Origin of the sequence: Actinomyces sp. oral taxon 170 str. F0386, from assembly GCF_000195595.1 — a bacterium.
Taxonomy (GTDB): domain Bacteria; phylum Actinomycetota; class Actinomycetes; order Actinomycetales; family Actinomycetaceae; genus Actinomyces.
Map to the genome: position 1 here is coordinate 17,371 of NZ_GL882534.1, position 24,598 is coordinate 41,968.

Genomic DNA, 24,598 nt, shown 5'->3' on the forward strand with positions numbered 1-24,598 from the left:
CATCGACGACGACGACCAGGGCGTCGGGGGTGGAGACCGTCTCCGAGGCGTCGGTGAGGACGTCGCGCACCACCTGCTCGTCGGGGCTGATCGGGTCCAGGGAGTAGGCGCCGGGCAGGTCCTCGATCGTCAGATCGGTCTCGCCGATCCGGCAGGTCCCCAACGACCGGGTGACGGTGACACCCGGGTAGTTCCCGGTCTTGGCGCGCAGGCCCGTCAGGGCGTTGTAGATGGAGGTCTTGCCGGCGTTGGGCGCGCCCGCCAGGGCGATGCGGCGCGCCCCGGCCACCAGCGTCTTGGAGCTGGAGGATCCGCAGTGACAGTCTGCGGCGCCAGGAGCCTCGTGCGCAGCGCAGTGGTCGCTCATCGGTGCTGCTCCTCTCCCGCGGGCTCGGTGGTGGGCTCGGCGGAGGCGACTGGTCCGGCTATGGCCTCGGCCTCGGTGACGGTGTCGGCATCGCTGATGGCCTCGACCAGGATGATGCGGGCCTCGTGGTGGCGCAGGCACAGCTCGTAGTCGGCCACGAGATAGACGACCGGATCGCCCAGCGGGGCGCGCCGCAACGGTGTCACGATCCGTCCGGGAACGAATCCCAGGTTGCTCAGCCGCCTCATGATGGGACCGCTGGCCTCGTCCTCCAGGAGACCGATGACGCGGCCTCTGCTGCCCAGGCGCAGGTCGGACAGGGGGCCCTCCGAGTCATGTGTCGGAGGCGGAGTGTCGGTGGTGCCGGCTGAAGTCGACGTCCTGTGGGGTGAGGCTGCAGTCGCCATGGTGTCCTCGAGGTCCTCGGTCCCGTTCCCGATATGAACGGTGCATATCGACTCCCACAGTATAAGGTGAGCCTTTCCTACTGTCAGGGCTTTGAGGTGCGACTGACACAGATCAGGCGAGCTCGCGTCACGCGTACGGACCGAGCCGGGCATTCCTCGCGTACCCCTACCGTTCTTTCGTAGGGGTACGCGAGGAATGCCCGGCTCGGCGAAGAAGGGAGGTGGATGCCGGAGGCGTCCTACCCGTCGATGCGGCGGACCTCAACCAGCCAGGGGCAGCGGCGTCGCAGCAGGTGCTCGAAGCGCGCGTGCATCGTGATCTCGGCCGCCGGGCACTCGTCGCAGGCGCCCTCCATCGCCACCTCGACGACGCCGTCGCGCACCGAACGCACCACGAGCGCGCCCCCGTGGCTGTTGACGAAGGACCCCAGCGAGCCGCCGGCGATCTGCCGGGCGGCCGCCTCCAGGGCGTCGTCGGGCCCGGAGACCTGGGCCGTCTCTCCGCCCTTCCAGGCCTTCGGGGCACCCAGGGCTTCCACCAGTGCGCTGCGCACCCGGGCGCCTTCTGCTCGCCAGCTGTGGCCGGAGCCCAGGAGGGTGAGAACCGCCCCGCCATCGACCCGTACGGACCTCAGGGTGCCGTCGTCGATGAGTGCCTGGAGCGTCGCCGGGGCCTGAGCCACCTCCCCGGTGAAGGGCAGCAGGCCGTCAGGGACGACCCACCGCAGCACATCGGGGTCCGGCGTGGTCACCGGGTGCGTGGGAACAACGGGCACGGCTTCCTCACCTCCTCCTGCTCCCCGAGGCGTCCTGCCAGGTGCATGGCCGATGTCCTCGTCATCATGCCGACCCCTGTCATAGGAAGGCGGCGACGACGGCGTGGGTCGCCGCAGCCATGACCCAGGCGGTGACGAACATGTAGGTGAAGGCGATGACCGGCCACTTCCAGGAGCCGGTCTCGCGGCGCATCGCACCTGCCGTCGCCATGCACTGGAGGGCGTAGACGAAGAACACGAGGACCGCGACGACGGTGGCCGGGTTGAAGAGCTGGTCGCCGGCCTTGTTCGTCAGGGTGTCGTGCTGGTACGTCATCGCCGACAGGTGGCTGGTGGGTTCCTCGGGGTCCTCGGCGGCGGCGATCTGGCCGAGTGTGGCCACGAAGGTCTCACGCGCGGCCAGCGAGGACAGAGTGGCCACGTTGATGCGCCAGTCGAAGCCCAGCGGCTCGAAGACCGGCTGGACCACCTTTCCGGCCTTGGCCGCCCAGGAGTTGTCCATCGTGTAGGAGGTCTTCTGGGCGTCCAGCAGCTTGCCGAGCTCCTCGGGGTCGGTGACGACCTCGCCGTCGTCGCCCTTGACGGTGGACGACGACGGGTCATCCACCGCCGCCGAGATGGCCGCGCACTGGGTGTCGGAGGCGCAGAAGGCCTCGAACTGAGCGTCTGAGCGCATGGGGATGTTGAGCAGCGCCCACAGGATGACGGTGGTCAGGGTGATGATCGTTCCGGCCTTCTTCAGGAAGCCCTTGCAGGCGTCCCACACCATGATGGCGATCGTGCGCACCCGGGGCATGCGGTAGGGCGGCATCTCCATGTAGAAGGGCAGCAGGATGTTGCCGCGGTCGGTGAGCTGCTTGACCACCCAGGCGGCCGCCATCGCGGAGACGGCCCCCAGCAGGTAGAGGGCGAACATGACGACGCCGCGCGCTCCGAAGGGCCCGACCTTGGCGCCGCCGTCGACCGTCAGCGAGATCATGATGACGTAGACGGGCAGGCGCGCCGAGCAGGTCATGAGCGGGGCGGCCAGCATCGTGGCCACGCGGTCCTTGGTGGAGGGCAGCGTGCGGGTCGCCATGATGCCCGGGATGGCGCAGGCCAGCGAGGACAGGAGGGCCACGAAGGCCCGTCCCTCCAGGCCAGCGATGCTCATGACCTTGTCCATGAGGAAGGCCGCCCGCGACATGTACCCCACGCCCTCCAGGACGGAGATGATGAGGAACATGATGATGATCTGCGGGATGAAGGTGAGCACCGCGCCCACACCCCCGATGATGCCGTCGCCCAGGAGCCCGGCGATGAGCGGATGGGAGGCGTCCAGCCAACCGTGCACCAGTGTCCCCAGTGCCCCGAAGCCGTCCTCGATGGCACCCTTGAAGGGCTCGGCCCAGGTGAAGATGGCCTGGAAGAAGAGGAACATGATCGTGAAGAACACGATGGTGCCGGGGATGGGGCGCAGCAGGACCTTGTCGATCGCCGAGGTGATCTGGTCGCTCTGGGGCGCCTGATAGTCCGCGGCGGCGAGCACCGAGTCGGCCCAGGAGGTGATCTCGTCGGGGTCGGTGGGCGGCGGCAGCGGGGTGCGCTCCCAGGTGGCGACCTGAGCGAGCTGGGCGCGCAGATCGGGCATGCCGATGCCGCGGTGCCCGATGACCCGTACGGCCGGGATCCCCAGGGCCTGACCGAGGGCCGCCACGTTGAGGCGGCCCGTGCGGCGGCTGAGCTCATCGGTCATGGTGACCACGAGGCAGGTGGGCAGGTCCAGGGCGAGGGCCTCGGCGATGAAGTTCATCCCCCGCTGCAGCGTTGTGGCATCGACGACGACGACCAGGGCGTCGGGGGCGCTAACCGTACTCGAGGTTCCGGTGAGGACGTCGTGGACGATCTCCTCGTCGGGGCTGATCGGGTCCAGGGAGTAGGCGCCGGGCAGGTCCTCGATCGTCAGGGTCGTGCCACCGATCTTGCAGGTTCCCAGGGACCGCTGGACCGTGACTCCGGGGTAGTTGCCGGTCTTGGCGTGCAGGCCGGTCAGGGCGTTGTAGATGGAGGTCTTGCCTGCGTTGGGGGCACCGGCCAGGGCGATGCGCGGGGATCCGGCCACCAGTGTCTTGGAGCTGCCCGAGCCGCAGTGGCAGTCGGCACCATCGTGGGGGTGCGCGCCATGGTGCGGCTGGCCGGTGGCGTGCTGCATGGTGTCGTGGGTGCTCACAGCGTCTCTCCTGCCGTCTGTCCCGTCTCTGTGGCCGCGTGCCGGCCGGCAGGCCTGGGCTGAAGGATGATGCGGTTCTCGGCCTCGACGGTGGCGACCTCGATGAGCCGGGCCTCATGGCGGCGCAGGCACAGCTCGTAGTCGGAGACGCGGTAGACCACCGGGTCTCCCATGGGGGCGCGGCGCAGCGGTGTGGCGACTCGGCCGGGAACGAAGCCCAGGTTGCGCAGGCGCCTGACGAGGGCCCCGCCGACGCCGTCATCGAGCAGGCGGGTGATGCGTCCACTGGTTCCGGGGCTGAGATCCGACAGCGCGAAGGTGGCCGCTCCCGGTTCGGGAAGGTAGGCGGCGCCAGCGGCGGCGCGGTGTCGTGGAACAGCAAAAGCCATGGTGTCCTCAGATCGACATGAAGGGGATGCTTCGTCGATAGGAGTGTAAGGCAATGCTTCTCTGTCTCGCAGGAAGTCAGGGAGTGCTCTGCTTCAGTGCGGACACGCCCCTGCGAAGACGCTGAGGGAAGAGGCCTCGGTCCTGTGCTGGAGTCCGGAAATGGGGTCTGTGGTTGTTTTGGCTTGAGGGCAGTAATGATATGGGACCGTATAAAATGTATGGTGGCCACTTCCTGCTGTCGCAAGGTGTCATTCTTGAGGAAGCAGGAAGTGGCCGGTTGGTCATGTGTTGGGATGATGGTGCGGGGGTGTTTCGGAACGAGGTCGGGAATTGATTCGCCGCTTTTTGCGTCCCTCAATTGTCGTGAGGGCGCTCAGGGCGTCTGGTGAGGTAGTGATGGGTTACTGGACGGAGGGGGCGGGCATGTTCTGGGCGCCCAGGTAGTACACGAAGCCGAGCGGGACGACGAAGAGGAAGAAGGCGATGCGAACCACCCAGGCATTGACGTTCCATTTGTCGGCGAGCCCTCCGCAGACGCCGAGCCAAACCTTGTCGGCGGAACGAGCGGGCCAATCGAAACCAGAAGAATTCTGTGCTGTCATGACAGGTATTCTGCAATGTTTGCGGCGCTGGTGTCACACTGAGGTCTCGGTCTGAATAAATCAGTATCCAATAAGGGGGCGACTGGGTGGTGAATATATCTGATGTGGGACTTCAATGTATCTGAGAGGCGGGAGCGCTCATCGGCTCCCTGCTTCCTCTGCGAGGTGAACCTTGGAAAATGCTTGATGTCCAATAAGGGTGATGAGAGTCTCTCTGCTCTTTTCGCCCATTAGGTCCGTCATTGCTTGTGAAAATAGGGAAGGTGGGGCTACGGGCTTCCGTGACGGGAGGGGCGCTGCCCTCCTCGGAGCCCGCGTCACCAGCGGAGGACTCAGCGAGGACGCGACATGGCCACGGCGCGGGCGCGCTCGGCCCAGGCGTCGTCGAGCGCCTCGGGCTCCCAAGCAGCGCCGGCGTGCTCCACCGCCCGGGCGAGCAGCCAGTCGGCCACGGCCGGGTTCTTGGGCAGCAGGGATCCGTGCAGGTAGGTGCCGATGACGTGGTGGACACGCCCGCCCTCGGTGGCGTCCTTGCCGTTGTTGCCGTCTCCCACGCGTACTTTGCCGAAGGGGCGTGCGTCCGGCCCCAGGGTGGTCAGGCCGGAGTGGTTCTCGTAGCCGACCACGGCGCCGAAGTCCTCGGTGTCCAGGGTGATGTTGCCGATGAGGCGGGTGTCTCCGGCCACTGTGTGGGCATCCATGAGACTGATACCGGGGATCTCCTGACCCTTGGCGGTGGTGAAGCCGTGTCCGAAGAGCTGGTAGAGGCCGCAGATCGCCAGCATGGGGACGCCGTCGGTCGCCCACGCCTTGAGCGTCGGGCCGACCTTGACCAGGTCCTCCTTGATGCGGTCCTGGCCCGAGTCCTGGCCGCCGCCGCCCACGAGGACGTCGATGTCACCGGGCAGCTCGTCGCCCGGGTCGTAGGAGAGGAGCTCGACGTCGTAGCCCTGCCACTGGGCCCTGCGGGCCAGCACGAGCGTGTTGCCCCAGTCGCCGTAGATGTTCATGTCCCGCGGGTAGAGCTGGAGCAGGCGCAGGTGGCCCCGGGCGGGACCGTCGGTGGTGTGCTCGTAGCGCGCGGTCATGACATGACCTCCTCGACGTCTGTCATCTCGCCCAGGATCGAGCGCAGGGCGAGCATGGCGGTGTAGGTGGTGAAGATCCGCATGGGGCGGTCCGCGTCGGCGGCGGCTCGGCGCATGAGGGTCACGGCCTTGCGCAGGTCGGGCTCGACGTCGGTGATCGCGACGTCGTCGTAGCGCAGCCGCAGCGCCATGTCCCAGGCCCGCACCCCGGTGACGACGGCGACCCCGCCGGATCGCAGGGCCGCGAAGTCGACGTCCCACAGCCAGGACATGTCCCGGCCGTCGGCGTACTCGTCGTTGATGGCCACGACCACGACCTCGCCGGCCTGCGCCTGAGCGGCCGCCGAGAGCAGCCCCATGCGGAAGCCGGCCGGGTTCTTGACCAGGGAGAGCTGGACGGGGCGGCCGTCCAGGGTGAGGACCTCGCCGCGGCCGAAGGCGGCCTGCACGTTGCCCAGGGTCGCCAGCAGCCCGGACAGGTCGGCGTCCTCGCCCAGGACCTCCAGGACCACCCCGAGGGCGGCGCAGGCGTTGAGAAGGTTGTGGACGCCGGGGATGGCGAAGCTGACCTCGTGGGAGGCCCCGTCGACGCGCATGGTGGCGCGCTGGCCGTTGATGGCCTCCAGGGTGACGCGCGGGCCGGGCGTCTCGCCGCGGTCCCGGGGGCTGGCCAGGCCGGTGCGCAGGTCGTCGTCGGACAAGAACAGGGAGCGCAGCTCCTCTCCGGCGCCGAAGGAGACGACGCGGGCGGTGACGCCCTCAAGGAATGCTGGAGCGGCCAGGCGCGGGTCGTCGCCGTTGAGGACGACGACGTCACTGGTGGCCTTGGCGATGGAGTGCAGGAGGGAGGCCGTGTAGTCGATCTCGCCGAAGCGGTCGAGCTGGTCGCGCATGACATTGAGCAGGAGGCAGGCACGCGGGCGGACTTGGGCCACGAAGTGCACGGCGTGGGCCTCGTCGAGCTCGAGGACCGCGATGTCGGCGTCCAGGTTGCCGGCGGCGTCGACCTCGGTCAGCAGGGAGGCGAGGACGCCGCGCACGAAGTTCGAGCCGGTCCGGTTGGTGAAGACCTTGAGGCCCTGCTCGCGCAGGAGCTGGACGACCATCTTGGTGGTGGTGGTCTTGCCGTTGGTGCCCGAGACCACGACGACGCCGCGGGGCAGGCGGCTGAGGGTGCGCTCCAGGAAACCGGGATCAGTGCGCTCCATGACCAGGCCGGGGAAGGCGGTGCCGCCGCTGCCGCCGCCGCGCACGCGGGCGGCCAGACGGGCTGTGCGGCCGAGGGCGACCGTGAGACGAGAACGCATGGAACTCCTGCTGGCTGAGATAGGGCCGCACCGACGATGTGCTCGGGGCGCGGGTACCCATATGGGTGCCGTGGATGCCCACATGGGCAACGACTGTGCGTCAGTCTAGGGCAGCGGGGCCGGTCACGGATGCGTCGCGATGCTCACGTGAAAGGTGCGGAGGAAAGGTGGGTCTGCCGGTTCAGCGAGGGACGACGACGTGCAGGGCCCCCTCATCGACCTCGGCGCGCAGGGTGCGGGTGGAGCCGGCCGTGTCGCCGTCGAGCTCGAAGGGGACGGGGCGGTCGGCCTCGATGAGGACCTTCCGGGCACGGGTGAGGGTGAAGCCCTCCATCTCTTGGCCGGTGAGGATCTGCGCGCCCAGGCGGGCCCAGTCCACGACCTTGCCGGGGCTGGCCAGGAGCAGGTCGACCATGCCGTCCGTGGGGGTGGCCCGCGGGAAGAGCGTCATGCCCGCGGTGATGGTGCCGACGTTGCCCATGAGCGCCATGACCATCCGACGGCGCACGGGGGGAGCGTCGTCGAGCGTGATGGTGGCGGTGAAGGGGTCGGGGACAGCGTTCTGGACGGCGGCCACCGCGTACGCGCCCGAGCGGATGACCTTCTTCAGGCCCGAGTCGGTGGACTCCATGATCTGGGCGTCCAGGCCCATGCCGGCCATGACGACGAAGCGCTCCTGGCCGTCGTCGAAGGTGCAGGTGACCATGTCGATGGCCTGCAGGCGGCCGCGCAGGGCCAGGCGGATGGCGGCGTCGGTATCCAGGGGGATGGAGAGGTTGCGCGCCAGGAGGTTGCCGGTGCCGGCGGGGATGAGGGCCATGGGCATCTCGGTGCCGGCGAGCTCGGCGGCGACGGCGCGCACGGTGCCGTCACCGCCGGCCACCATGACCCGGTCGACGCCGGCCTCCAGGGCGCGGTGGGCCATGGAGCGGCCGGGGTCGTCGGGGGTGGTCTCCAGCCAGACTGTGGGGCGCCAGCCGGCGGCGCGCACCTGGGCGGCGACCCGGCGACGCAGCAACGAAAGGTCATCGAACTTGGTGGGGTTGTAGATGACGGCGGCGCGCTTCTCGCTGCTGGCGCGCGACAGGCGGGTATTGACCCAGCTGGTGAGGATCGCGTCGATGCCGCCGACCCACAGGGCCAGGTTGGCGAAAGCGGCGCCCAGGAGGAAGCCGCCGACGAGGTCGCTGAGCGTGGCCAGGCCCATGTACCACTGGCCGACGGCGCTCACGGCGACCGCGGTGTAGCCCAGGACGGTGCCGGCGGCGACCATGGTGCTGCGGTGATGGGCGCGAGCGAGGGTCACCAGGACCCAGGACGCCAGGGTCATGGCGGTGACGTGCGCGTTGGGGTAGGTGCTGACGAAGGCGGCGATCGAGTCGGCGAAGGCCAGCCCTGGGGCGGGGCGCGCCAGGCGCAGGGCGATGAGGAACTGGGTGGGGATGCCGGCGGCGGCGATCGCCAGTGAGACGCTCAGGCGGCGCATGCGGGCCGTGTAGGCGTAGACGACCCCGGCCGCGATGAGACCCAGGACGATGAGCGGGTGGGTGAGGATCGCGAAGGCCTCGGCGAGCTGTCCGGCGGCTGAGCGGGGGTGGGTGTCGGGAACCGGGAGGAGCGCGTCGAGGCCGAGCGGGCCGCCGGGGGAGTGCAGGACGGCACTCGGGGCCAGCGGGTCGGGCGCGCTCAGACGGGTCCAGACGATGAAGGCCAGGGCGAATCCGACGCAGAGGATGGCCTCGACATACTTCAGACGCATCGGGGGGCGTGATGAGGAGGTGGCGGTGTCGCGTCGGGGCCTGCTCACGCTCACACGTCCTTTCCGCCGGTTGATTCTCCGGGAGGCAGCCTAGTCGGTGCGGCTGTGGGCGGCGTATGTCCGGGCTGTGGGAGTGGGGCGGGCGGCGCGTGCCGGCTCGGGCCGGTCCCGACGGCGGTGCGGGGCGCCGTGAGGCTCTGCTGTCGCCGTTACGCGATCATCCCCATTCTCCACTCCGACAAGCACCGAACGTCCTTCCGTGCTCTGACCAGTACCTTGCTGGCATTACGGCCAAGAATCTCCTCTATCTCCCAGGTTCTGATCGTTGCCTGTCGTGGCAGCCAGATGCCGATGCGCTCGGCTTGGTAGTCGTTGTCGAGATCGAGGACGAGGTAGCCCAGGAGCTGCGTATGACCTGCACGCCGGCGCGGTAGAGGGACTCGCACCACGCGAAGATGATGCTGGCGTAGTCCCGGTCGATGTCGTCGCCGTCCCTGGTGAGTCCCTCGGCTTCGAGGAAGGCGTCGCCAAGCACATCCGATATGTGCTGGCCGTTCGGCAGCAGGGGCGCGAGACCATAGTCGAACGCATCCATGCCCGCCGCGGAGGCGCTCCGGCGTGGTTCGAACTTACCCAGCATCATCCTGGTACGGATGTCGAAGGCCGTGCCGACGGTCGGCGAATGACGCCGTGCGTCGGTTACTCCCTCCGGCAGTGGTGCCAGGACACGCGCCCTGACGAGCTCGTAGAGTCCGAGACGTTCAGCAATCCGCTTGCCTTCTGGGGATCTGCCACCTGCTACGGCCAGCGCAGGGGCGCAGCCCTCCACCAGCTGTCGGAAGGGAGACTGCTTCTTGTTCAGCTCACGTGTCAGGCTTATGGGAGGATCCACCGCAGGGTTGAGGGAGATGGACGGTAGCGCAGTACCGAGCGACTCCGGTGTCGTCACAAGGGACAGGGCTGGAAGATATCTCCATGAGGGACGGCGCTGCGTTGCCGCAATCGATGGTAGCGCCGGGCGGCGTGGTAGCAGCAGCCGGTTCCCGTCCTGACGGGTTGTTTGCGGCTAAAACGTGATGTGCGCGGACTGATCCTTCTGCTGGGCTGCTGGTGCTGCGTCTGTTCTTCCAGTCGGTCGACGCTGTTGCTGTGTCAGCCGGATCGCTCAGCGTTCGTCGGCCGGTCGGCTGGTGAGTGCCTGGTGGCCTTCGAGTCCCAGGCCGCGGGCGCGGTGCGCCTCCAGTGCCTGCTTGCCGAGACGTTCACTACCCAGCACCTCGCCGACGACGCGGACCGCCTCGTCCCAGTCGATCGGTTCCGGCGCGTAGGCCTTAGCCAGGGCGGGGTGGTCCGGCAGAAGCTCGTCGCGAGCACCAGAGCCGAGGGGAAGCACCTCGCCCTGCGCCCGTGATAGCACTCCGGCGATAGCCGTCGTCAGGGCGATCCGCCGTCGGCCGGCGATGCCGTGCTCTGCCAGGAAGGCCAGGTAGGGCTCCTCCTCCCGGTACTGGACCGCGACCGACAGCGTGTGGAGGGCGTCCTGGAGCTCGTCGATCCGTTGGGCCTGCTGCTCAACCCGGCGACGCAGCTCCTCAATCTCGGTGCTGGACTCGGGCATGCAGAGTGCCTCCTTCCCCATCGTGGCCTCGCCTCAGGGTAGAGCGTTCGGCGTCCGATCTCGAGAGCGTGGAGGGGGCTCCTGCGATTCGTCGAAGGAGCCGCTGGGAAGCAAAAACCCACGTCATGGGGCTTCCATGACGTGGGTTTGAGTGTTGACTCAATGGTCGGGGTGGCGGGATTTGAACCCACGACCTCTTCGTCCCGAACGAAGCGCGCTACCAAACTGCGCCACACCCCGTGTGCAGCAGGCGACAGCATAGCCTCCACCCACCGCGGGGAGGAAATCGGAGCCATTGAGTCGTCCGTCACGTAGGCACTCTGGCCCCCAGACCGCGGTTGGCTTCCGCTCGTCCCCATGACAGGCTGCCGATGACAGACCCGGTCGCCGGCGCACCCCGGGGCGCCTGCGCGAGCCCGCGCCTCGGCGACCGACCCGAGTATCCGCCACGGAACAGGAGGAACCCCATGCGCATCGAGGCCGTCGTCGCAGACATCACTACCGAGGAGGTCGACGCCATCGTCAACGCCGCCAACAGCACCCTCCTGGGCGGTGGAGGAGTCGACGGCGCCATTCACCGCGCCGCCGGCCCCCGCCTGCTCGAGGCTTGCCGGAAGCTGCGCGACACCGAGCTGCCCGATGGCCTGCCGGTCGGCCGCGCCGTCGCCACACCCGGCTTCGGCCTGCCCGCCACCTGGGTCATCCACACCGTCGGCCCCAACCGTCACGCGGGCGAGGACGACCCGGCCCTGCTGGGCGCCTGCTTCGACAGCGCCCTGGCACTCGCCATCGACCTCGGCTGCTCCTCCATCGCCCTTCCGGCCATCTCCGCCGGCGTCTACGGCTGGCCCATCGCACAGGTCGCCGAGATCGCCGCGGCCCGCGCCCGCGCCGTCGAGCAGCGTTCCCGCACCGAGCCCGACGCCGTCGGCCGCCTCGAGCTCATCCGCTTCGCCCTGTCCTCGCAGACCAACCACGAGGCCTTCGCCCACGCCCTCGAGCGCATCGAGCACTGACCCGGGCTGAAGCGGCCCGCCCGTGCTCCGCATCAGCGCCTTCGGCCCGGACGATCTCCGGCCGGCTCAGGCGCCCTTCGCCTCCGCGGCCGCCTGCTCATCCGCCCACCGGCCCAGGTCCTCGCCGTGGATCGCGGCCGCCAGCAGCCCCGGGAAGGCGTCCGGGGTGCACCCGAAGGCCGGCACCCCCATCCCGGCCAGCCGCTTGGCGACGTCGTGGTTGTAGCTGGGGACACCGTCATCACTCAGGGCGAGCAGTACGACGACCTGGACCCCGCTTCCCAGCAGCTCCCCCACCCGTCCCAGCATCTGCGTCGGGTCGGAGTCGTACAGGTCGCTGATGAGGATGAACACCGAGTCCGCCGGCCGCGTGATCGTCTGCCGGCAGTACTCGATGGCCGGGGAGGTGTTCGTGCCGCCGCCGAGCTGGGTCCCGAAGATGACGTCGACCGGGTCCGACAGCAGCGGCGTCAGGTCTGTCACGGCGGTGTCGTAGGCGACCAGCGTGGTGCGCAGTGAACGGATCGAGGCCATGACCGCCGCCATGATGGAGGCGTAGATGACTGAGGAGGACATGGACCCGGACTGGTCCATGCAGATGGTGAACTCCTTCTGAATACCTCGATGGCGCCTGCCGTGCCCCACGAGCCTCTCCGGGATGACCGTGCCCAGCTCTGGCACGTAGTTCTTGAGGTTCGCGGTAATGGTCCGGTTCCAGTCGATATCGGCCAGCTGGGGCCGCGAGGTCCTCGTGGAGCGGTCCAGCGCACCGCGTACCGACTGCTGGAGCCGGTCGGCGATCCGCTCCTCCACCTCCTTGACGACCTTGTCGACGACCGTGCGCGCCGTCGCCTTGGCCTCCTGAGGAATCATCTCCGACAGGGTGGTCAACGTCGCCGCCAGGTGCACGTCGGGCTCCACGCCCTGGAGCACCTCGGGCTCCAGCAGGAGCGTCTTGAGCCCCAGGCGGTCAATGGCGTCGGTCTGCATGACACGCACCACCCGTGAGGGGAAGTACCTGCGGATGTCCCCCAGCCAGCGCGCCACATGGGGTGCGGAGCCATCCAGGCCCCCGCGTCCCTTGTCCTGCGGGTCGACGTCGTACAGGTCCGCCAGTGCCGTGTCCATCGCCCTGTGTCCCTCCGACAGCGAGGTGGGGTGGCCACTCGCGTCCACGCCCAGGGCCAGGCGCCAGCGCTGCTCAATCGTGGTGGGCTCGACGTCGTCAGTCCGGTCGGCCCGGTCCGCCCGGATGACCTGGCCGGCACGCTGATCCGGCTGGTTCGCGTCGTCGGTGCGCTCGCGCGCGCTCATCGGGTACCTCCCAGGATCATGCTCACCGTGTCCAGGACCTCCTCGACGTCGTTGAACGCCTCCTCGAGCGGGCCGCTCCTGTCCGGGGTGGGGGAGCCGAGGTCCCGGATCTGCCGGGCCAGGTCCGTCTTCTGAGGGTTCGGCCACTGGCCGAAGGCCCGTCGCAGTGCGGGCAGGACGTCGACGAAGGCCTGGTCCCCGATGCGCGCCAGCCACTCGTCGAGCACCTCGAGCAAGGCGTTGTCATAGCTGAGCAGGAGGATGTCCCCCGCGAGGAAGCCCTCGATCCACTCGGCCTGCTCCTCGGGCCGCGTGCCCTGCGACAGCGCCCGGGACAGCCTCAGAGCGGCGTCGTCGCGGGCCAGCTCCCCGGCGTCCAGGAGCATCCGGGTGATGCGTCCGGCCAGCAGGCCCGGCAGGCTGCGGGTGGCCAGTGCGGAGCGCAGCGCACCGTTCCACAGCGCCAGGGCCCGCTCGTCCAGAAGACCGATGACACTCTGGACCTCGTCGATCGTCGTACGCAGCGTGCGGGCCACCTGGGCGTCCACGTTCGCGGCCGCCGCAGGCATCCCCGCGCACCCGCGCACCAGGACGGCGCGGGTCACTGCCTCCAGACTGGAGGCGTCCGTGCCGCGCACATCCCCGTAGCGCTGGGAGCGGGCCAGGGCCGGCACCGAGCCCAGCAGCCGGACGATGTCCATCTCGCGCGCCGCCTGCTCGTCGAGGATCCCCAGCAGCTCGGGCACGACCTCGGACAGCCCGGCCGCCAGCGCCCTTTCCACCGACCTGGTCACCTGCGGCAGGGAGTCGGTGGCGCCCAGCAGGGCGTTCCCGGCAGCGGAGGCCACCGTGGTGCCGAAGGCCGCGGCCTCCACCACCTGCACGGACATCTCCGGGTCCCACTCGAGCTCCCAGACCTCCTTAAAGGTGCCGCTCGAGGCCACCCGCTGCCGTCTGCCCCAGGCGATCCCCAGAATCTCCAGGCGTCGCAGCAGCTGGGACTTGGCCAGGTCCCGGGGCTTGCGCAGATCCAGGGCGAGTGTCCTGGGGGTCGCCGCGAAGGCCATGCGCAGGCTCTTGGCGGCCGAGCGCAGGTCGGCGTCCAGGGGGACCATGGGGACGCCGTCGGGCACGCTGCCGAGTGCCTCACCGATGAGGACCTCACGGGTCGCGGCAGCGGCCCGCACCGCACTGCCATCGCACATGACCGACAGGACCGCTTCGCTCAGCTCGTCGAGACCGGCCATAGGGCGACCGCGCAGCGCGGCGAGGCTCTGGGCCAGCCGCGCCGCCTCAATGATGTGAGCCGAGGAGACCGGCAGGTCCTGACGGCGCAGCGACGCGGCCACCTGCGTCAGCCAGCGCACGACCGGCCGGTCCGGTGCGGTGAAGAGCAGGTGGTACCAGCCCGGCGACTCCACCCCGGCGCTGTAACCGCTGCCCTCGGTCAGGCGCCGATGCGTCCACGGCACCCAGGTCAGCGACGTCCTCGCCTTCGCCATGCCCTTGAGCCGGGCGTTGTCCTGCGCGACCTTCGGCGGCTTGCCGGCCAGCGCCGGGGCGTGCCACGCCCCGCACACGACAGCGATCCGCTCGTGGCCCGCCCTCCTGGCCGTCCGGAGAACCTTGCGCATATGCGCCTCGCGGCGCAGCGTGGACTCGTCGGTCTCCGGGGACGCCTCCCGCAGGAGCCCGATCGCCTCGGTCAGCGCGTCGAAGGGTTCACCTTCCATGCGCAGCTCGACGACGTCCTCCCACCAGGCCTCCGGGTCCTCGTAGCCGGCCAGGCGCGCCAGCTCCGCGATCGGGTCGGTCCGCACCGGCTGGGCCGTGCCCCGGGCCTCAGCGTCCGTACCCTCCGACCGGGCCCGCTCCCGCTCGGCCTTCCGGGTGGCCAGGACGGCGGCGGCCGGCAGATCCATGAAACGGGCCTGCGCCCCGTGCGCCGCCGCCCAGGACAGCGCCTGCCACTCGGGGGAGAAGACGGCCATCGGCCAGAAGGAGGCCTCCGAAGGGTCGGTGCTGTCCCAGGCGAGCAGCGCCACCGGCGGTTCCAGCCCCCGCCCCGCCCACTCGATGAGGCCATCGGCGTCCGCCGGCCCCTCGATGAGGACGCAGTCGGGCCGGTAGGCCTCCAGCGCCGCGACCAGGGCCCGCGCCGAGCCCGGACCGTGGTGACGGATCCCCAGAACCCGCACAGGCGGGCGCGTGTCCTCGGTCCCGGTTGCAGCGCCGCCTGCGGCCTCGGCTCCGACGTCGGCCCCGGAGTCGAGCTCTGCGCTGACGGTCACTGTCCCACCTCATGGCAGGCGCGGTAGAAGTCGGACCAGTCGCGGCGCTCGCGGACCACGGCCTCCAGGTACTCCGACCACACCACCTGGTCGGCCACCGGGTCGCTCACCACGGCCCCGAGGATGCCAGCGGCCACGTCCGAGGGCCGCAGGACGCCGTCGCCGAAGTGGGCGCTCATGGCCAGGCCGTTGGTGACCACCGAGATCGCCTCCGCCGTGGACAGGGTGCCCGACGGCGACTTCAGGCTCGTGCGTCCGTCCTCGGTCGCGCCCTGGCGCAGCTCGCGGAAGACGGTGACCACGCGGCGGATCTCCTCCAGGGCGCCCTGCGCGGGCGGCAGCTGGAGCGCTGAGCCGAGGTCCTCCACGCGGCGGGCCACGATGCTCACCTCCTCCTCCGCCGAGGCCGGCAGCGGCAGCACCACCGTGTTGAAACGGCGTCGCAGCGCCGCCGAGAGGTCATTGACACCGCGATCGCGATCATTGGCGGTGGCGATGAGGTTGAAGCCCCCGTGCGCCTGCACCTCGGTGCCCAGCTCCGGCACCGGGAGGGTCTTCTCGCTGAGCACCGTGATGAGGGCGTCCTGGACGTCGGAGGGCATGCGGGTGAGCTCCTCGACCCGGGCGATCCGGCCCGTCCCCATGGCGGTCATGATGGGGGAGGGGACGAGCGCCGCTTGCGAGGGCCCCTCGGCCAGGAGCCGGGCGTAGTTCCAGCCGTAGCGCACCGCCTCCTCGGAGGTGCCCGCCGTGCCCTGCACCAGGAGCGTGGAGGTGCCGCAGATCGCGGCGGCCAGGTGCTCGCTCACCCAGGACTTCGCCGTGCCCGGCACCCCCAGAAGGAGCAGGGCCCGGTCCGTGGCCAGGGTCGCCACGGCCACCTCGATGAGACGCCGGTTGCCGACGTACTTCGGGGTGATGACGGTGCCGTCCTCCAGCGTGCCGCCCATGAGGTAGGTGACCACCGCCCAGGGTGAGAGCCTCCAGCTCGCCGGCCGGGTGCGCTCGTCGAGACGTGCCAGGGCGGCGAGCTCCTCGGCGTAGCGCTGCTCGGCGTGCGGGCGCAGCAGGGGCGCCTTGTCAGTGCTGGTCTGGTCCATGGTCTGGGTGCTGGTCACGGGAGCTCCTCGGTGGCTGATGGGCGGGTGGTCGGGAAGAAACAGGGCGAGGTGCGTACGGGGCGGCTAGGCCGGATGAGTGCGCAGAGCCTCCAGCCGGAGTCTCAGACGCAGGCCCTCGACGGCGTCGGTCACGAAGGACGACGCCGAGTCGGACCGGGAGGTCTCCTCCATGAGGGCCAGTGCCTCGGGCAGGACCGCGGCGTGGCAGGAGACCGGCAGCTTGACGGTCTCCTGGGTGGCCCAGTAACCGATGTCCTCCGTTCGGTGCGAACCGAGGGCGGACCGGAGGAAGGAGACCATGCGGTGGGAGTGCTCCGCGGAGTAGGGACTCGGCCAGTACTGGCGCATGCCGGTGAAGCGATCGCGATCGCCCCGCTTGAAGGCATCGGCCGTGCAGGCCTCGATGAGGGCGCCGCTGCCACGACGGTCCGCGGTGAACAGGGCACGGCGCAGATCCAGCGGCTCGCCATCGAAAGTCACCTCGGCCTCGAGGAGCCGGCCGGCGGACAGTCCGATGAGGGCCGGCCAGCGGTCGATCGGGACGCGTCCGACCACCTCCTCCAGCAGAGCGGGTGGGTATCCGGCAGCCGCTCTCCTGGCGGATGGTGGGCCGACGTCGGCTCGGGACGGGTCCCCGGTGCCGCGCTCCCCGTACTCGTCACGCAGGACCTCATCGGTCACCTCGATGGGTCGGCAATCCACCCGGGTGGTGCGCAGAAACCGTTTGGTGACCTTCATGTGCGAGGCGGCGAGGGCCTCGGCGCGCTGAACCAGGCCCGATCCTGGCAGATGGAGGAGTACCAGCGCCGCCGCCTGGCGCACACCTCCGGAGCGGTCCGTGATGGCCATCTCCAGCAGAGGCAGGTCCGCCTCGCTCAGACCGGTGGCCAGCGCCTCGACGATCCCCTCGCGGGCCTCGGCCTTCTCCTTCTTCCACGACGTCACCAGGAGAGTCCGTGCGGCGGCCGGGTCCTGGGCGCGCAGCCGCCTGAAGTAGGCGAGCCGCTGGGTGGTGGTGCCCAGTCTCCACACGGAGTCGTCCCTGGAGTCGCCCGAGGCGCTGCCGGAGTCGCCACTGGGCAGAGACGCCAGGGGCTCGATCCGCTTGCCCCACACCGGGTGGTCGCGCAGCACCGCCGCGGCGCGCTCGTCGACGACGCCCAGGACCGCGTCGCGTTCCTCGTGCCTGTAGGCGGTCTCATTGAGGACGCGCACGAGGAGCGGGGCCGGTAGCCGCCAGCCGCACTCGGCCACCAGCCCCAGTGCCGTGGCGAGCAGCTGCTGCTGAGGCTTGCTGACCAGGATCTGCTCGAGGGCGGAGTACAGCGCCTCCGGCGCCAGGGGGCGCGACGACGTCGGCCAACCGGTATCACGGGCGGCGGAGGAGGGGATCGTGGGGATCGTGGCGCGGTGCACCGCACCGTAGGCGGCGGCCGCGTCCAGGAGCACATCGGTGCCGTCGTCCGCGTCGCCTGTCTCTGCTGCGTCCTGTGCACGTGTCTTCCTCGGACGCGGAGGGAGGACGCCGGCGACGGCCCCGGGGAGCGCCTCCGAGGAGAAGGACCGCGCACTCGTTCCCATGACGGCGGCCTTGGCCAATGGGGACAGGTCACTCACAGGGCACGCACCTCTCCGTCGGTGACAACGCTCAGAGCCCGCAGGCCCGCGGGTGACAGCTCACCGGCAACCGTGACCTCGTCACCGTCGGTCAGAAGCGGCAGAACCCATCGGGCGTCGTCGGGCGTGATGAGCGGCAGCGCCCCGTCCGCGTCCCCGAGTGCCGGCTCGCCGTTGCCGAGCAGACGGAACCGCCCTGAGACCAGCACCGGTACGGCCTCCACCCATGGATCCGCGGCGACAGCACGCCTCCAGGCCTCCCGAGCGGATGCCGTTCCTGAGGGCTCAGGCACCCAACCGGCCACGGGCCGGGAGGGCTGCTCGTCGGACAGGGCCACGCGCAGCTGGCCGCGCCCCGGGTAGAAGTGCGCGACGGCGTCGAACCGGGTCCCGGGAACAACAGTGGTGGAGAAACCGCCGGAGACGGGGGCGAAGACGAGGATGAGCGCCCAGCGCCGGGTGGTCGTGCCGTAGAGCCACAGGCGGCGCTCGGCGAGCCTGCCCTCCACGGAGTCCCGGCCGGCCACGACCACCCAGGTGTCGCCGACGCCGGGTGAGGCCAGGACGTCCTCGGCACGCACGGCGATCCCCACGTGCGAGCGGACGGTGGCCCTCAGGTCGTCGGGCAGCTGCTCACGACGGGTCCAGGCCCGGATGAGCAGATGGAGCAGCCCGAACTCGTCGACCAGCCGCTCGGGCCAGTCAGGGGAGGAGTCCGTCAGCCGTGACAGGGCCGTCAGGCGCCGGGCGACTCCGGGGGCCTGAGCATCGACCATACGGGAGGCGAAGACGGCCAGCTGCTTGGGGCGCTGGGCCGAGCCGTTGGCCAGCCCCTCGCGGAGCTGGTCGGCCAGCCACCGGTCCAGGTCCGCCAGCCCCTCGGTGACGCGTCGTTCGCGGGCACGGGCACGAGCAGCGGCGCTTTTTGCGGAGGCGGCCGCCTTGGCCGGGTCATTGGGCCGGTCCGCGGCCTCCTGCCGCGCGGCCTTCTGCTGGGCTCGCTTGGCCCGGCCCTCCAGCCACTCGGCGGCGAAGGCGGCCGGTTCCCCGTCCGCCACCTGGCCCCGGCTCCACAGGTGCAGCAGGCCGACGGCGTGCTTGCAGGGGAACTTGCGGCTGGGGCAGGAGCACGTGAAGGCCGGACCGGACAGGTCCACGCACACCCGGTAGGGCTTCTTGCCCGACCCTGAGGCACTGCCCCACACCAGTGCCTCGTGCACGCCGGCGTCCGACCACGTGGCGGGAGAGGCCAGCTTGAGACCGGCCGTGGCGACCTGCTTGTCCGGTGCCAGCGCCGTGACCTGATCGGCGCTCCAGGGCGCGATGGTCGGTGAGCTCATGAGGCCGAGAATAGGGCAGGGCTGTGACACCGATGAGCCCTCTTTCGCAGGAGTCTCGACGACGCGCATGGGGAGTCCTCCCCGTGGTGCCCGCTCTTCTACACTCACCGGTATGACCATCGGGACTCGCCACGGACACCACGCCGCCGGTCCGGCCGGCCGTGCCGGTCGAGACCCTCTGCCCCTGGCGGGTCGCACGGTGCTGGTCACGGGAGTCAGCCGCCGCGTCGGCATCGGCCACGCCATCGCCTGCCGCGCCGCCGACCACGGGGCGAGCGTCGTCGCCCACCACTACCGTCCCCACGACGTCGCCCAGCCCTGGGGCGCCGACGACGTCGAGGCCGTCATGGCATCCATCCGCACCCACCTGGTCGGCTCGGCCCGCCTCATCGACATTCCCGCCGACCTGGCCACCCCCGGGGAGCCGGCTCGCGTCGTCGAGCAGGCTGCGGCCGCTGCCGGCCACCTCGACGCCCTCGTGTGCAACCAGGCCATGAGCAGCCCCGACGGGCCGCTCAGCGAGATGACCGAGGCCATCCTCGACGCCCACTGGGCCGTCGACGCCCGCGCCTCCATCCTCCTGGCACAGGCCTTCGCCGCTCAGGAGGGCTTCACCTGGTCGGCCGCAGACTCCGCGATCGGAGCAGGCCGTGAGCCGGCAAGCAGTCGGCATGGCGCCATCGTCTTCCTCACCTCCGGCCAGGGCCTTGGCCCCCTGCCCGGGGAGATCGCTTACGCCGCCGCCAAGGCCGCCATTGCCGGCGTCACCCTGACGATCTCCGATGAGCTCATCGATGCCGGCATCACCGTCAATACAGTCAACCCCGGCCCTGTCGACACCGGCTATGTCACCGACGCGGACCGCGAGACGACGGCCGTCATGTTCCCCCAGGGCTGCTGGGGCGAACCCGATGACGCCGCCCGGCTCATCACCTGGCTGCTCACCGACGAGGCCCGCTGGATCACCGGGCAGGTCATCAGCTCCGAGGGCGGCTTCGCCCGGTGGCGCCACTGACAGAGGGGCCGCCACCCCAGAATCAACCGTAACTTCGTAAATGACCCGGAGCCGCGTCGCCTATGAAGCTTTGGTTGAAGAGTGGTGGCGCGCGTCGTCCCTCAGGCCGGCAGCAGCCGCAGCAGTGTGGCCTCGGGTCGGCAGGCCAGGCGCACGGGTGTGAAGGGGCTCGTGCCGAGCCCGGCTGAGACATGCAGGTACATGTGGTCGGCCGCCCGTGGGTCCCCGAGCCGCCCCGGCCACTGCGACAGCCCCGAGGCCCGCCCCGGGTCCAGGTCGCAGTTGGTCACGAGCGCCCCCATCCCGGGCACGCACAGCTGCCCGCCGTGGGTGTGCCCGGCCAGGACCAGGTCGACGTCGTCGGCGGACATCGTCTCCAGGACCCGCCGGTAGGGGGCGTGCGTGAGGCCCAGGCGCAGCGCCCGGCCCTCGCGGTCGCGGATCGCCGGCAGTGAGACGGCCGAACTGGCCGCGGCCCCGGCGGCCTCGGGCGCGGGGAAGACGTCGCGGTTGGCGTGCGGGTCGTCGACGCCCACCAGCTCGATGCGACGTCCGCGCACGGTCAGCGAGCCGCGTCGGTTGGTCAGGTCCTCCCAGCCCCCGGCCGCCTGCAGGTCGCGCACCTCCTCCCAGGGCAGGGCCTCGATGTCCTCGTCGCGCACGCGGCTGGAGGCCTTGCGCGGGTCGCGGTGCAGGTAGCGCGTCGGCAGGCGGAAGACGGTGGTGCGGTAGTCGTGGTCGCCCATGACGAAGGCGCCCGGCAGGCTCGTCAGCGGCTCGAGCGCCCGCCGCAGTGGCTCCAGACCGGAGGCCAAGGAGAGGTTGTCGCCGGTGTTGACGACGACGTCGGGCTGCAGATCCACCAGGTCCCGCACCCACTCGACCCGCGCCTCGGTGTGATCGGTCAGGTGCAGGTCGGTCAGGTGCAGCACCGTGAGGGGCTCCTCGTCGGCGGCGAGTACCGGCACGTCGATGCGCCGCAGCACGGGGCAACGGGCCTCGATGAGGCTGTAGGCCAGCGTGGCCGCCCCCAGGGCGGCGGTGGTGCCGACGACGGACAAGGCGGCGCGGCCGGCGGGGCAGGGCGTCATGGGGAGTCTGGTCCTCTTCTGTTCAGTTGTTCAGCCGTGCTCGGGATGGTGATCACGGGTGGTGGGGGATCTGCACAGCAGGTTCGTTCGCCAGAGCCTGGGACATGTAGTCGCGCCACATCGGCACGGCCAGGTCGCTACCGTACATTCTTTCGAAGTACTTGCCTCCGATCGTCCTGCCCGCGAGGCTCTTGTTGCTCTCCTTGGCGTCACCGATCCAGACCGCGGTGGACAGCTGTGGGGTGAAGCCCACGAACCAGGCGTTCTCGGCCTCATCCGTGGTTCCGGTCTTGCCCGCGATCGCCCTGCCGATTCCGGCGTCCTTGGCGGTACCGTTGGGTTCCGACGTGGCTTGGAGCGTGATCGCCGTCTGATCAGCGACGTTCTGGTCCATGGCCTGGGTGCAGTCGGCGCTGGGAACCGCCATCGAGGTGCCACTGGCGTCCAGGATGGAGTCGATGGCGACGGGCTTGCAGTACTTGCCGCCGGAGGCGAAGGTCGCGTAGGCGTTGGCCATGCTGAGCGGCGGTACGGGCTTAGCGCCCAGGGCCAGCGAGGGATCGGGATCCAGCTGGCTCCCATCCGCCTTGGACACGCCGATGGAAGCGGCGAACTGCGTGACGTCGCAGACGTCCAGCTGCCTGAGCATCTCGGTGAAGCCCACGTTGATGGACTGCTTCGTGGCGTCCCTGACACTCATGTTGCCGGCGTTGGTGCCGGCCACGTTGTTGACGGTCCAGGAGCCGGCGGCGAGCTCGGGGGCGCAGGGAATGTTGAACGTATTGGGCGGATAGGTCCTCGGTGCGGACGCGTTCACCGTCTGACCGGCTGTGTGGCCGGTCTTGAGCCATTCGGCCAGGATGAGCGCCTTGAATGTTGAACCGGGCTGGAAGCCGACGTTCCCGTCGGGGAGCTCGACTCCACCGTGCTTGGCGTCCGCCGCGAAGACGAGCTGGGAGTCCTCATAGTTGGTGTTCTGAGCCAGAGCCTGGATCCTTCCCGTACCGGGCTCGACCGAGACGATGGTGGAGTTGGCCCCGTCTGAGTCCCCGATCGGAGTGTTGGCCTGAATGATGCCGTCGGCGGCGTTCTGCCGCGCGCGGTCCAGGGTGGTGGTGATCTTCAGTCCGCCGCGCGTCAGCAGCTGGCGGCGGGAGGCGACGTCGGGCCCGAAGTTCTCCGAGCCGAGGATCTCGTTGACCACGTAGGTGCAGAAGTAGGCGTAGTTGCCCGCGGCACCACAACCGGCGGGTGCCTCCTGAACATCGAGCTGGATCTCGGAGCTGACGGCCTCGTCGTACTGCTCCTGGGTGATGAACTTCTCCTCCAGCATCTTGGACAGCACCCAATCCCTACGGTTCTTGGCCAGCTCCGGCTGGGACTCGGGGTCGTAGGCACTGGGCGCGTTGGTGGTTCCGGCCAGCAGGGCGGCCTCGGCCACCGTCAGGTCCTTGGCGTGCTTATTGAAGTAGTGCAGCGAGGAGGCCTCGACCCCGTAGGTGGAGGGACTGAAGGCGGCGATGTTGAGGTAGCCCTCGAGGATCTGCTGCTTGGAGTACTTCTGCTCCAGACTGAGCGCGAACTTCATCTCCCGCAGCTTGCGGGCCACGGTGCTCTCGGTGGCGTCCTTGATGATCTTGTGGTCATCGTTCTTCAGGCCAGTCTCAATGAGCGTGTTGCGCACGTACTGCTGCGTGAGGGTCGAGGCGCCCTGGCGTGAGCCACCTGAGTTGTTGGAGACCAGAGCGCGCACCATGCCGGTGGGGTCGACGCCCTGGTGCTGGTAGAAGCGTTGGTCCTCCACGGCGACGATCGCGTTCTGCATGTTGACCGAGATCTCGCTCAGGGGCACCACGATGCGGTTCTCCGCGTAGAACTGAGCGATCTCGCTCCCGTCGGCCGCCAGGAGGGTTGAGATCTGACTGGGCTGCTGAACGTTGAAGTCGCTGGGAAGCTCCTCGAAGAGCTCAGCGGAGGCCTTGGTCAACGCCGCCGTGACACCCACGAAGGGAGTGGCGAAGCCTGCGGACAGGACGCCGCCGACGCCTGACAGCGTCAGAAAGACCACGAGCATCGAGACCACCTGAGGTGGTGTCAGAGAGCGTCCGCGCGCAGAGGAGTTCGCCATGGCGCCAGCCTACGTGGAATCACTTGGGGGATGCAGTGGCGTATGCCCTCTTCGGCCTGAGAAGACCCTAGGAGAGTGCCCTCGCGGCGGCGTGCGACCAGGTTCGGGCGTCGTCGGCGAGCGTCCGGAATCGGTACTGATGTGGCCGGATGCCGAGACGGCGCTGGAGGCTCAGGCAATTCTTAAGAAATCTTCAGGAGTGGGTTACGGCGGGATCACGGCTCGTCGACGGTGTTTGTGGCTCGTGGATGGTCGACCGGCCGTAAGAACTGGATTTTCCGACCTTGTGAAAGGTGGGATCTTGGTGGACGCGATGTCCAGTAAATGGCTCGCTCTCAGTGAACTCCTCTTGAATGGGCTGGTGCTCGGCGATCTTGCCGAGGTCTGCTCCGGCGAAGGCGCACGGAGTACAGGAATGGGATTTGGTGTGAGGCGCTCGGTTGCCATACGGTAACGGCTGTGACGTGACCGACAACGGCGTCGGCCGTTGAATGAATCGGGAGTGAGCATGACTCAAGACGACCAGACCTGGGCGGCCCAAGCAGCCTGCGCGACCGTCGAGCCCGACCAGCTCTTTGGCAAGGGGGCTGAGCAACGTGACGCCAGATCATTGTGTTTCGCATGCCCGGTTCGCATGGAGTGTCTGGCCGAGGCTCTTAACTCGGAGTCCAGCTTCGGCGTCTGGGGCGGACTGACCGAGCGGGAGAGGCGGGCGCTGCTACGGCGCTTCCCCGAGGTCGACGACTGGGGGCTGTGGCTGCAGCGCGAGGACGACGAGCTCGTCGCTGAGATCCACGCCCGCCGCGCCCCCCGCATCCTGGCCCGGGTGCGCTGCGCCTCCTGACGTCCCTCGCGGCCGGACTTCCGGTGCCTCGGGGTGGGCTCTAGGCTGAGCCTCATGACTGCATCCTCTGACCACGCATCCGGCGCCCCGACCACCTGGGAGTACGTCACCGTCCCCCTCATCACCCACGCCACCAAGCAGATCCTCGACCAGTGGGGTGCTGACGGCTGGGAGCTCGTCCAGGTCGTGCCCGGCCCGTCCGGCACGGACAACCTCGTCGCCTACCTCAAGCGCCCCCGGCCCTGAAAGGCGTTCGTCGATGATGTAGGAGACCGCCGGTATCACCATCACGCCGCGT

The 24,598-nt window shown here is 69.5% G+C and carries 22 protein-coding genes and 1 tRNA gene; 4 read left to right on the plus strand and 19 right to left on the minus strand.

Features of this window, described 5'->3' with window-relative positions:
• The 12 genes from HMPREF9056_RS14630 to HMPREF9056_RS04900 all read right to left on the minus strand — a co-directional run.
• A partial coding sequence (locus tag HMPREF9056_RS14630) for a FeoB small GTPase domain-containing protein (protein ID WP_009403372.1) occupies positions 1–367 on the minus strand: 367 nt, incomplete at its 3' end.
• On the minus strand, positions 364–774 hold the full coding sequence (locus tag HMPREF9056_RS04850; RefSeq protein ID WP_034513866.1) for a FeoA family protein: 411 nt from the start codon (positions 772–774) through the stop codon (positions 364–366). The genes HMPREF9056_RS04850 and HMPREF9056_RS14630, both read right to left, overlap by 4 nt.
• Positions 775–1,013: 239 nt before the next feature.
• Entirely contained in the window at positions 1,014–1,550 is a 537-nt protein-coding gene (locus tag HMPREF9056_RS04855; RefSeq protein WP_034513868.1) for a NifU family protein, read from the minus strand.
• A 79-nt stretch (positions 1,551–1,629) separates the two neighbouring features.
• The gene (locus tag HMPREF9056_RS04860; RefSeq protein WP_009403375.1) at positions 1,630–3,759 is read right to left on the minus strand and encodes a ferrous iron transporter B; all 2,130 of its coding nucleotides are present in this window, start codon (positions 3,757–3,759) and stop codon (positions 1,630–1,632) included.
• Positions 3,756–4,148, minus strand: a complete 393-nt coding sequence (locus tag HMPREF9056_RS04865) for a FeoA family protein (protein WP_009403376.1) — start codon at positions 4,146–4,148, stop codon at positions 3,756–3,758. The genes HMPREF9056_RS04860 and HMPREF9056_RS04865 overlap by 4 nt, the downstream gene beginning before the upstream one ends.
• A gap of 402 nt (positions 4,149–4,550) precedes the next feature.
• Positions 4,551–4,751, minus strand: coding sequence for a PspC domain-containing protein (locus tag HMPREF9056_RS04870; protein ID WP_009403378.1), 201 nt, complete (start codon positions 4,749–4,751; stop codon positions 4,551–4,553).
• 332 nt (positions 4,752–5,083) lie between these two features.
• The gene (locus HMPREF9056_RS04875) at positions 5,084–5,839 is read right to left on the minus strand and encodes a type 1 glutamine amidotransferase (RefSeq protein ID WP_009403380.1); all 756 of its coding nucleotides are present in this window, start codon (positions 5,837–5,839) and stop codon (positions 5,084–5,086) included.
• Positions 5,836–7,146 (minus strand): Mur ligase family protein, encoded by a 1,311-nt coding sequence (locus HMPREF9056_RS04880; protein ID WP_009403381.1) that lies wholly within the window; start codon positions 7,144–7,146, stop codon positions 5,836–5,838. The genes HMPREF9056_RS04875 and HMPREF9056_RS04880 overlap by 4 nt, the downstream gene beginning before the upstream one ends.
• A 181-nt stretch (positions 7,147–7,327) precedes the next feature.
• Positions 7,328–8,905, minus strand: a complete 1,578-nt coding sequence (locus HMPREF9056_RS04885; protein WP_009403382.1) for a diacylglycerol kinase family protein — start codon at positions 8,903–8,905, stop codon at positions 7,328–7,330.
• A 304-nt stretch (positions 8,906–9,209) separates the two neighbouring features.
• The gene (locus HMPREF9056_RS04890; protein WP_253269940.1) at positions 9,210–9,854 is read right to left on the minus strand and encodes a hypothetical protein; all 645 of its coding nucleotides are present in this window, start codon (positions 9,852–9,854) and stop codon (positions 9,210–9,212) included.
• Between the two features lie 216 nt (positions 9,855–10,070).
• Positions 10,071–10,523, minus strand: a complete 453-nt coding sequence (locus HMPREF9056_RS04895) for a hypothetical protein (protein WP_157185010.1) — start codon at positions 10,521–10,523, stop codon at positions 10,071–10,073.
• A gap of 163 nt (positions 10,524–10,686) precedes the next feature.
• Positions 10,687–10,763, minus strand: a tRNA-Pro gene (locus HMPREF9056_RS04900).
• Positions 10,764–10,990: 227 nt separating this feature from the next.
• On the opposite strand from HMPREF9056_RS04900, the gene HMPREF9056_RS04905 reads away from it, so the two are divergent.
• The gene (locus HMPREF9056_RS04905; RefSeq protein WP_009403387.1) at positions 10,991–11,539 is read left to right on the plus strand and encodes an O-acetyl-ADP-ribose deacetylase; all 549 of its coding nucleotides are present in this window, start codon (positions 10,991–10,993) and stop codon (positions 11,537–11,539) included.
• 66 nt (positions 11,540–11,605) lie between these two features.
• Here HMPREF9056_RS04905 and HMPREF9056_RS04910 read toward each other — a convergent pair whose 3' ends face one another.
• From HMPREF9056_RS04910 to HMPREF9056_RS04930, 5 genes are all read right to left on the minus strand, one after another.
• On the minus strand, positions 11,606–12,853 hold the full coding sequence (locus HMPREF9056_RS04910) for a VWA domain-containing protein (protein WP_009403388.1): 1,248 nt from the start codon (positions 12,851–12,853) through the stop codon (positions 11,606–11,608).
• Positions 12,850–15,144: a DUF5682 family protein gene (locus tag HMPREF9056_RS04915; protein ID WP_009403389.1), complete on the minus strand. Its 2,295-nt coding sequence runs from the start codon at positions 15,142–15,144 to the stop codon at positions 12,850–12,852. Before HMPREF9056_RS04915 ends, HMPREF9056_RS04910 begins: the two co-directional genes overlap by 4 nt.
• The gene (locus HMPREF9056_RS04920) at positions 15,141–16,262 is read right to left on the minus strand and encodes an AAA family ATPase (RefSeq protein ID WP_021610143.1); all 1,122 of its coding nucleotides are present in this window, start codon (positions 16,260–16,262) and stop codon (positions 15,141–15,143) included. The genes HMPREF9056_RS04915 and HMPREF9056_RS04920 overlap by 4 nt, the downstream gene beginning before the upstream one ends.
• 66 nt (positions 16,263–16,328) lie before the next feature.
• A complete protein-coding gene (locus HMPREF9056_RS04925; protein WP_009403391.1) occupies positions 16,329–17,882 on the minus strand; it encodes a DUF5691 domain-containing protein in 1,554 nt (517 codons plus the stop codon).
• On the minus strand, positions 17,879–19,222 hold the full coding sequence (locus HMPREF9056_RS04930) for an SWIM zinc finger family protein (RefSeq protein WP_009403392.1): 1,344 nt from the start codon (positions 19,220–19,222) through the stop codon (positions 17,879–17,881). The genes HMPREF9056_RS04925 and HMPREF9056_RS04930 overlap by 4 nt, the downstream gene beginning before the upstream one ends.
• Before the next feature lie 112 nt (positions 19,223–19,334).
• Between HMPREF9056_RS04930 and HMPREF9056_RS04935 the strand changes: the two genes are divergently transcribed.
• The gene (locus tag HMPREF9056_RS04935) at positions 19,335–20,237 is read left to right on the plus strand and encodes an SDR family oxidoreductase (RefSeq protein WP_009403393.1); all 903 of its coding nucleotides are present in this window, start codon (positions 19,335–19,337) and stop codon (positions 20,235–20,237) included.
• A 101-nt stretch (positions 20,238–20,338) separates the two neighbouring features.
• Here the strand turns inward: HMPREF9056_RS04935 and HMPREF9056_RS04940 are convergent, their stop codons facing one another.
• Positions 20,339–21,328: a metallophosphoesterase gene (locus HMPREF9056_RS04940; RefSeq protein WP_009403394.1), complete on the minus strand. Its 990-nt coding sequence runs from the start codon at positions 21,326–21,328 to the stop codon at positions 20,339–20,341.
• Between the two features lie 52 nt (positions 21,329–21,380).
• Entirely contained in the window at positions 21,381–23,456 is a 2,076-nt protein-coding gene (locus HMPREF9056_RS04945) for a transglycosylase domain-containing protein (RefSeq protein ID WP_034513873.1), read from the minus strand.
• Positions 23,457–23,964: 508 nt separating this feature from the next.
• On the opposite strand from HMPREF9056_RS04945, the gene HMPREF9056_RS04950 reads away from it, so the two are divergent.
• Both HMPREF9056_RS04950 and HMPREF9056_RS04955 read left to right on the plus strand, forming a co-directional pair.
• Positions 23,965–24,300, plus strand: coding sequence for a WhiB family transcriptional regulator (locus HMPREF9056_RS04950; protein WP_009233775.1), 336 nt, complete (start codon positions 23,965–23,967; stop codon positions 24,298–24,300).
• Positions 24,301–24,354: 54 nt separating this feature from the next.
• Positions 24,355–24,546: a DUF4177 domain-containing protein gene (locus tag HMPREF9056_RS04955; RefSeq protein ID WP_009403397.1), complete on the plus strand. Its 192-nt coding sequence runs from the start codon at positions 24,355–24,357 to the stop codon at positions 24,544–24,546.
• Positions 24,547–24,598 lie beyond the last annotated feature (52 nt).